The sequence below is a fragment of the Mesorhizobium sp. M7A.F.Ca.MR.362.00.0.0 genome (assembly GCF_004023175.1).
Classification (GTDB): Bacteria; Pseudomonadota; Alphaproteobacteria; order Rhizobiales; family Rhizobiaceae; genus Mesorhizobium.
Map to the genome: position 1 here is coordinate 1 of NZ_RZTF01000063.1, position 8,533 is coordinate 8,533.

General features: G+C 63.1%; 9 protein-coding genes. 2 read left to right on the forward strand and 7 right to left on the reverse strand.

The genetic code is table 11. From position 1 onward, the window contains the following. Positions 1 to 141: 141 nt before the first annotated feature. The 6 genes from EOC06_RS11270 to gcvA form a co-directional block, all read right to left on the reverse strand. Complete coding sequence (locus tag EOC06_RS11270; RefSeq protein WP_128307762.1) at positions 142 to 912, reverse strand: L-iditol 2-dehydrogenase; 771 nt, start codon at positions 910 to 912, stop codon at positions 142 to 144. 2 nt (positions 913 to 914) lie between these two features. Beyond that, the gene (locus tag EOC06_RS11275; protein WP_127330447.1) at positions 915 to 1,913 is read right to left on the reverse strand and encodes an ABC transporter ATP-binding protein; all 999 of its coding nucleotides are present in this window, start codon (positions 1,911 to 1,913) and stop codon (positions 915 to 917) included. A 69-nt stretch (positions 1,914 to 1,982) separates the two neighbouring features. Next, positions 1,983 to 2,807 carry a carbohydrate ABC transporter permease gene (locus EOC06_RS11280; RefSeq protein ID WP_127382577.1) on the reverse strand — a complete coding sequence of 275 codons (825 nt, stop codon included), beginning with the start codon at positions 2,805 to 2,807 and terminating at the stop codon, positions 1,983 to 1,985. A gap of 11 nt (positions 2,808 to 2,818) precedes the next feature. Continuing rightward, complete coding sequence (locus tag EOC06_RS11285) at positions 2,819 to 3,691, reverse strand: carbohydrate ABC transporter permease (protein WP_013528414.1); 873 nt, start codon at positions 3,689 to 3,691, stop codon at positions 2,819 to 2,821. 124 nt (positions 3,692 to 3,815) lie between these two features. Beyond that, entirely contained in the window at positions 3,816 to 5,126 is a 1,311-nt protein-coding gene (locus EOC06_RS11290; RefSeq protein WP_127268865.1) for a sugar ABC transporter substrate-binding protein, read from the reverse strand. A gap of 225 nt (positions 5,127 to 5,351) precedes the next feature. After that, positions 5,352 to 6,257: a transcriptional regulator GcvA gene (gcvA, locus tag EOC06_RS11295; RefSeq protein WP_128307763.1), complete on the reverse strand. Its 906-nt coding sequence runs from the start codon at positions 6,255 to 6,257 to the stop codon at positions 5,352 to 5,354. A gap of 110 nt (positions 6,258 to 6,367) precedes the next feature. Between gcvA and EOC06_RS11300 the strand changes: the two genes are divergently transcribed. Then, positions 6,368 to 6,553, forward strand: coding sequence for a hypothetical protein (locus tag EOC06_RS11300; RefSeq protein WP_127811284.1), 186 nt, complete (start codon positions 6,368 to 6,370; stop codon positions 6,551 to 6,553). Positions 6,554 to 6,590: 37 nt separating this feature from the next. Here the strand turns inward: EOC06_RS11300 and EOC06_RS11305 are convergent, their stop codons facing one another. Continuing rightward, the gene (locus EOC06_RS11305) at positions 6,591 to 7,550 is read right to left on the reverse strand and encodes a sugar-binding transcriptional regulator (RefSeq protein WP_013528410.1); all 960 of its coding nucleotides are present in this window, start codon (positions 7,548 to 7,550) and stop codon (positions 6,591 to 6,593) included. Between the two features lie 247 nt (positions 7,551 to 7,797). On the opposite strand from EOC06_RS11305, the gene EOC06_RS11310 reads away from it, so the two are divergent. Then, the gene (locus EOC06_RS11310; RefSeq protein ID WP_128307764.1) at positions 7,798 to 8,430 is read left to right on the forward strand and encodes an HAD family phosphatase; all 633 of its coding nucleotides are present in this window, start codon (positions 7,798 to 7,800) and stop codon (positions 8,428 to 8,430) included. The last annotated feature ends 103 nt before the right edge of the window (positions 8,431 to 8,533 follow it).

An 8,533-nucleotide genomic window follows, 5' to 3' on the forward strand; every position in this document is an offset into this window, starting at 1 on the left:
GTTTTACCCTTTGGCCGGATTTAGGCCTTCGTTACGCTCCTCTCCCGGTCGGGGAGAGGATAAGGGGTGGCACTTGCTACGCGCCGCTGATGTCGGCCTCTGCTCTCCGCGGAGGGACGAGGAGCAGAGGCCGTCCCCGCCTCAACTCATCCACTGGCCGCCGTCGACATTGTAGGTCTGGGCGACGATGTATTCGGCGTCGCTGCTGGCGAGAAAAACCGCCATGCCGGTGAGGTCCTGCGCCGTGCCCATGCGGCCATACGGCACTGCCTCGCCGACCAGCTTCTTCTTCTCGCCCTTCGGCCGGTTCTCATATTTGGCGAACAGCGAATCGACGTGATCCCAGTGCTCGCCGTCGACGACGCCAGGGGCAATCGCGTTGACGTTGATGCGGTGCTTGATCAGGTCGAGCCCCGCCGATTGGGTCAGCGAGATGACGGCGGCCTTGGTGGCGCAGTAGACGCCGACCAGCGCCTCGCCGCGTCGCCCGGCCTGGCTTGCCATGTTGATGATCCTGCCGCCCTTGCCTCGTGCGATCATCGAGCGGGCGGCTGCCTGCAGCATGAACAGCGTGCCGGCGACATTGACGGAGAACAATTTGTCGTAGCTTGCCTTGGTGATCTCGACGATCGGTGCCAGATCGAACAGAGCGGCGTTGTTGATCAGGATATCGAGGCCGCCGGTCTTCGTCTCGACGGCTTTCACCGCCGCCTCGATGGAGGCGAGGTCGGTGACGTCGAGCTTGACCGCATAGGCCCTGCCGCCGATCTCGGCGGCCGTCTTCTGCGCCGCCTCGAGATTGATGTCGGCTATGGCGACGGTGGCGCCTTCGCGGGCATAGGCTTCGGCGAAGGCTCTGCCGATGCCGCGGGCCGAACCTGTGATCAGCGCGGATTTGCCGGCCAGCCGCATGTTCAGATTGCCTTCCCGTCGGCGCCGAAGCGATGCAGCTTGGCCTTGTCGGGCGTTAGATAGATGGTGTCGCCATGATGGACGCCGAGTTCGCCGTCGGCGCGCACCGTCAGCGGGCCGACGCCATCGGCCTGGACATGCAGGAAGGTGTCGGAGCCGAGATGCTCGGCGACGCCGACGACCGCCTTCCATTCGCCCGCCGTGGTCGAGATCTCCAGGTGTTCGGGACGGATGCCGATGGTCTTGGCGCCGTTTTTGGCGGCCGGCGCGCCTTCGATCAGGTTCATCTTCGGCGAGCCGATGAAGCCGGCGACGAACAGGTTCTTCGGCGTCTTGTAGAGCTCCATCGGCGAGCCGACCTGCTCGATGTTGCCGGCGTTCAGCACGACGATCTTGTCGGCCATGGTCATGGCTTCGACCTGGTCATGGGTGACGTAGATCATGGTCGTCTTGAGCTGATGGTGCAGCTCGCTGATCTCCAGCCGCATGGTGCCGCGCAGTGCCGCATCGAGATTGGACAGCGGTTCGTCGAACAGGAAGGCGGTCGGCTGACGCACGATGGCGCGGCCGATGGCGACGCGCTGGCGCTGGCCGCCGGAAAGCTGGCCGGGCCGGCGTTCGAGATAGTTCGTCAGGTTGAGCACGCGCGCCGCGTCTCCCACCTTCTTGTCGATCGTCGCCTTGTCCTCGCCGGCCATCTTCAGCGGGAAGCCGATGTTCTTGGCCACCGTCATGTGCGGATAGAGCGCGTAGGACTGGAACACCATGGCGAGCTTGCGCTTGGCCGGTGCCTCGCCGGTGACGTCGCGGCCGTCGATGTTGATGGAGCCGCCGCTGGTGTCCTCGAGCCCGGCGATCAGCCGCAGCAGCGTTGACTTGCCGCAACCCGACGGGCCGACGAAGACGACGAACTCGCCATTCTCGATCACCAGGTCGAGACCGGGGATGATGGACGTCGCTCCGAAGGATTTGGAGACGTTCTTGAGCGTGATATTTCCCATGATTTCCTCCCCGAGGGGTTATTTCTGCCGATTGCTTCGGGCAATTCCGTTACTTCACCGCGCCACCAACTATTTGACCGCACCAAATGTCAGGCCGCGCACCAGCTGCTTCTGGCTGAACCAGCCCATGATCAGGATCGGCGCGATGGCCAGTGTCGAGGCGGCCGAGAGCTTGGCCCAGAACAGGCCTTGCGGGCTGGAGAACGAGCTGATGAAGGCGGTCAGCGGTGCTGCTTCCGTCGTCGTCAGCCGGATCGTCCAGAACGCCTCGTTCCAGGCCAGGATGATGTTGAGCAGCATCGTCGAGGCGATGCCCGGCACCGCCATCGGCGTCAGCACATAGATGATCTCGTTCCACAGCGATGCGCCGTCCATGCGCGCCGCTTCCAGGATCTCGCCCGGGATTTCGCGGAAATAGGTGTAGAGCATCCACACCACGATCGGCAGGTTGATCAGCATCAGCATGATCATCAGGCCGATGCGGCTGTCGAGCAGTCCTGTGTCGCGGAAGATCAGGTAGATCGGGAACAGCACCGCGACCGCGGGCATCATCTTGGTGGACAACATCCACATCAAGATGTCCTTGGTCCGCTTGGTCGGCGAGAAGGCCATCGACCATGCCGCCGGTATGGCGACGAGCAGGGCCAGGATGGTCGAGCCGACCGAGAGCAGCACCGAGTTGAAGAAGAATTTGAAGTAGCCGCTCTGCGCCTGAACCTCGGCATAGCTCTCGAACGTTCCCGACGGGATGATGCTGAAGCCCTGGATGGCTTCCTGCTCCGACTTGAACGAGGTGATGATCGTGTAGAGGATCGGGAAGAAGATCAGCAGGGCGACGATCCAGGCGGCAACTGTCGCAATCGTCTTGTGCTGGGTGGTGACTGAGCGTGCCATCGTAGCCTCCCTTACTTGTCCAGGTTCTTGCCGACGGCGCGCATGGCGAAGAAGGCAACGATGTTGGCGAGAATGACGGCGATCACGCCGCCGGCGGATGCCTGGCCGATTTTGAACTCCAGCAACGCCTTCTGGTAGACGAGGAAGGGCAGGTTGGTGGAGGCGTATCCCGGGCCGCCATTGGTGGTGACGAGGATCTCGGCATAGACGGAGAGAAGGAAGATCGTCTGGATCAGGATGACGACCGTGATGGCGCGCGACATGTGCGGCAGCGTCAGATAGATGAAGCGGCTGATGAAGCCGGCGCCGTCCATCTCGGCGGCTTCCTTCTGCTCGCCGTCGAGCGACTGCAGCGCGGTCAAGAGAATGAGCGTGGCGAAAGGCAGCCATTGCCAGGCGACGATGATGATGATCGCCAGCATCGGATGCTGCCCGAACCAGTCGATCGGCTGGGCCCCGAAGAAGCGCGCTATGTCGGCGAACACCCCATATTGCGGGTGCATGATCATGTTCTTCCACACCAATGCGGCCACCGGCGGCATGACGAAGAACGGCGAAATGACCAGGATGCGCACGATGCCCTGGCCCCACATCGGCTGGTCGATCAGCAGCGCCAGAAGGATACCGCCGATCACCGTGATCAGGAGCACGCTGACCACCAAGGTGAGCGTGTTGAGGATCGACTGCAGGAAGGCCGGGTTGGAATAGAACAGCGCGTAATTCGAGAAGCCGACAAAGCCGTCGCGGATCGGATTGAGCGGATTGTACTGCTGGAAGGAGAACCAGATGGTGATGACCAGCGGCACAATCATCCAGACGAACAGCAGCACCACGGATGGCGCCATCATGAAACGGGCAAGCGAACGGGTCTGCTGAGTAGCCATGACGGTCACCCTTCACTGGTCAGACTGAATTTTCAAAAGGCGTTAAAGGCGGCCGCCCGAACTGGGAATTCGGGCGGCCGTTGCCGGTCAAGGAGGCGACCGGCAGTCGGCACCGGGAGGAGCCTTACTTGATGTATCCGCCTTCGGTCATTGCCGCGGTGGCAGCGTCCTGGGCCTGCTTCAGCGCATCGTCGACGCTCGACTGGCCGGCAAGAGCCGCCGAGAAGAGCTGGCCGACCGTGGTGCCAAGTCCCTGGAACTCAGGGATGGCGACGAACTGGACGCCGACATAGGGCACCGGCTTGACGGTCGGATGCGTCGGATCGGCGGCATTGATGGAGTCCAGCGTCATCTTGGCGAACGGAGCCGCCTTCTGGTACTCGGCGTTGGCATAGAGTGAGGAGCGCGTGCCCGGAGGAACGTTGGCCCAGCCTTCCTTCGAAGCGACCAGTTCGGCATAGTGCTTGCTGGTCGCCCAGGAGACGAACTTCTGGGCGGCATCGGCTTTCTGCGTCCCGGCGGGGATCGCCAGCGACCATGCCCACAGCCAATTGCCGCGCTTGCCCAGGCCATTGTCGGGTGCCAGCGCATATCCAACCTTGTCTGCGACCTGCGATGCCTTGGGATCGGAGACGAAGGACGCAGCGACGGTGGCGTCGATCCACATGCCGCATTTGCCCTGCTGGAACAGCGCCAGGTTTTCGTTGAAGCCGTTGGAGGACGCACCCTCGGGGCCGTCGGCCTTCATCAGGTCGACATAGAACTGCAGCGTGTTCTTCCATTCCGGCTGATCGAACTGCGGCTTCCAGTTCTCGTCGAACCAGCGCGCGCCGAAGGAGTTCGACATGGCGGTCAGGAAGGCCATGTTCTCGCCCCAGCCGGCCTTGCCGCGCAGGCAGACACCGTTCACGCCATTCGCGCGGTCGGTCATCTTGTCGGCGGCCTGCCTGATGAAGTCCCAGGTCGGCGCGTCGGGCATCTTCAGTCCGGCTTTCTCCATCAGGTCCTTGCGGTACATGACGAAGGAGCTTTCGCCGTAGAAGGGCGCGGCATAGAGCTTGCCGTCGACCGAAAGGCCGCCGGCGATGGCGGGGATGATGTCCTTGGCGTCATAGTCGTCGCCGAGCTTGTCGAGCGGCAGCAGCCAACTCTGCTTGGCCCAGATCGGAACCTCGTAGGTACCGATGGTCATCACGTCGTACTGGCCGCCCTTGGTGGCGATGTCGGTGGTGACGCGCTCGCGCAGCACGTTTTCTTCGAGCGTGACCCAGTTGAGCTGGATGTCGGGGTTCGCCTTGGTGAAGTCCTCGGTCAGCTTTTGCATGCGGACCATATCGCCATTGTTGACGGTGGCGATGGTGATGGATTCGGCATGTGCGGCGAACGCAAGCGTGCTGGCCGACAACAAGCCCAGGGTGAGCGTGCGAAGTTTCATCAAATTCCTCCCTTGAACCAAGATGAGCATTTGCCTTGGCTTTGGGCAATTACTCACTTGGCGTGAATTATGTCAAGTCGGATTCGATGCTGCAGCGCAGCACCCGGGCGACACCGCAGGCCGGGACGAGCGGAAATTGCCAGGGCGAGGATCATCCCGGCCGGATACAGTGAGGCAGCAGCGGATAGATCTGCGAGAACCAGGTGCAGCCCGAAAGCTTGCCGGTCAGCAGGCGATCTCGGCCAACAGCCAGTCGCGGAAGGCACGGATCTTCGGCACGTTGCGGCGCGCTTCGGGGTAGACCAGCCAATAGGCATGGCCGTCGTCGCCAACCAGATCGAAAGGCTGGATCAGGCGCCCGTCGGCAAGTTCCGCCTTGAACAGCGCCCTGGTCAGGACCGCGACGCCATGACCGGCGATCGCCGCATTGGCCTCATAGGCCTGCGCGCCCATGCTGCTGCCGGGCCGCTTGGCAAGATCGTGCGAATGCACGCCGGCAGCCTCGAACCATTGCGTCCACCAGATGTCGCCCGGATCGAGGATCGGCAGCCGCAACAGGTCCGCCGGTTCTTTGACGCCGCCGATGGTCGCCGCGAGCTTCGGGCTCAGCATCGGCGTAAAGTCGGCATCGAGCAGCTTGTGCGCCTCCAGGCCCGGCCATTTGCCGCCGCCCGAGCGGATGGCGATATCGGTATCCTCGCGGGCAAAGTCGGTCAGGCGGCTCGACGTTTCGAGCCGCACCGCCAGCGCTGGATGTGCGATCTGGAACGACCCCAGCCGGTGCGCCAGCCAGTTCGAGGCGAATGTCAGCACCGTCGTCACGCATAGCAAGCCGTCGGCCCCGCCACGCGCCGCGGCATAGGCCTGGCCGAGAATGGCAAAGGCCTCGCTGACCGCCGGCGCGAGGCGCTGTCCAGCCTCGGTGAGTGCGATCTGGCGCGGCCGGCGCAGGAACAGCGGCGCGCCGACCCGTTCCTCCAGCACCTTGATCTGATAGCTGACCGCCGCTTGCGTCATGGCAAGTTCCTCGGCCGCCTTGGTGAAGGAAAGATGCCGCGCCACCGCTTCGAACACCCGGATCGCCTGCAGCGGCGGAAGCTGTGAAACCTGCCGAGAGCTCAGGTCCGGCATAAAGCCTCCTTATGGGTCCTTATCGACGTTCGATTGGCAAAGGCCGCCGTCAAGACCGACATTCCCAGTCAACCCGTCATTCGGGTTCAGGATAGCGAAGGTTGACGATCATGACTATGGCGCAGCAAAAATGCAGTCCCGCTCCGGATCACCGCTGGATTTCGTGGCTGACAGACGGATTCGGCTGGTTCGCGGGCAAGAAACGGGCACATCTCGACATCAGGGACCTGTCGCCGCATCTGCAGCGCGATCTCGGTTTTCTCGATGGCAATGACCCTTTCGGGCGGCACAGCTAGCGCGGTTGGTTTTATCGCAAATCAGTTGTGGTTCCGGTCAGATGCTGGCCAGCAGGGCGGCGGCGGTCCGTTCATCGGTGATGAGGCCGTTGATCAGCCGCCGGTTCGCGGCCGCCAGGATGCCTGGCAGCTTTCGTTCGCCCATGGCCAGTGCGATGACCAGTGATTTCTCGCGTGACGGAAGCGACGCCGACGACACCCGGTCGTTGGTGATGCCCTCGATCATGCGGCCCTCCCTATCGAACACCCAGCCGACGATCTCGGCGATGCCGCCGGCCTTCTGCAGCGCCTTCAATTCGCTCTCCGAAATGAAGCCGTCTTCGTAGAGCGGCGCCTTGGGGCCGAGGTCGCCGATGCCGATGAAGGTGACGTCGGCCTCGGCGGCAAGCGCAAGCGTCGGCTGGATCATCGGCTGGTTGAGCAGCATCTCGCGCTCCTCAGGCGACGAGGCGATGACCGGCAGCGGCATCGGGAAGGAGCGCGCCTTGACCCTGTCGGCCATGGTGAAGATGACGTTGTAGAAGGCTGCCGAGCCGTCCGGCGAGATGTTGCCGGTCAACGACACCACCTTGTGCTGCGGGCATTCCATCGGCGGCAACTGCTCGATCGCCGCCTTCAGCGTGCGCCCGGTGCCGATCGCCATGACGATCGGGGTCGGTGACCGCAGCCGCCGCTCGATCTCGGCGGCAGCCGCCTCGGCGATGCCGATCGTGGTCGAGGACGAATTGGGGTCGCTCGGCACCACCTCGACCAGATCGAGCGCAAAGCGCGATCTCAGCCGTGCCGCCAGATCGAGGCAGTTGGCGATAGGATGGTCGACGCGAACCTTGATCAAGCCCTCCGACACCGCCAGCGATACCAGCCGCTGCGCCGTTTGCCGCGAAATGCCGAGCGTCGAAGCGATCTGGTCCTGTGTGTTGCCGGCAACATAATAAAGCCAGCCGGCGCGCGCCGCATCGTCCAGCCTGTTGCTGCCACCATCCTGCCGGCTATTCAAAGTCCTGCCTCCCGAGACCGCCGGTCATGAGAGCGGCCCATGCCCACTTTCGCAGGGAACGGCCTGCTGCGCAATTGTCAATCTCGGGAGCAATTGCTTGCTGTCGATCGGCGTAGGCACGGCCCAGTTTTTCTGCCTGTGTCGCCAAAGAGACTTGGCCGCGGTCCCGGCAGGCGGCAGGTTCTTGCGCTCCGAAGGTTTATCTCCCGGCTCAAACCCTTTAAGGGATGGCAAAAAGGAGCCTCACATGATGCCGAAAGCGGTTTTCTGGGACATGGACGGCACGCTGGTCGACAGCGAACCGCTGCACGAAGCAGCCCTGATGGCGGCGATGCGCAATGTCGGCCTTGTCCCGCCGGACGATCTGCATGAGCGCGTGCTCGGCGTTGCCGCTTGGCCGGTCTACGAGATGATGCGCGACGAGTTCGGCCTGGACCTGCCTTTCGACGACTGGATCGTGCGCAAATACGAGCATTATCTGCCGTTGGTCGAGGGGCTGAAGCCGCGCCCCGGCGCGATCGAGATCTTCAACGAGCTGCGTGCGAGAGGCATCCAGCAGGCCGTGGTCTCGAATTCGGACCGGATGATCGTCGACGCCAATCTGAGCATGGTCGGCCTGATCTACCCCGGCATGAAGACGATCAGCCGCAACGATGTGCGCGAAGGTAAGCCGCATGCCGAGCCGTTCCTGCGCGCCGCCTATCTGGCCGATGTCGACCCTGCGCACGCCGTGGCGATCGACGACAGCTGGCCGGGCGCCATGGCGGGACTGGCGGCGGGCATGAAAACGATCTTCTGGCCGGAAAAGCCGATGGAAGGCCCGCCCGGCGCCGTCGTCATCAACAGCGCCGAGGAATTGCGGACTGAACTGGGGCTTTAAGCTTGGGGAAAGTGGGTGGCTCTTCCTGCGACGTCGATGATTGGCGAAACCGGCGAATAAGAGCGTCCTTCTCCCCGTCACTATACGGGGAGAAGTGCCCGGC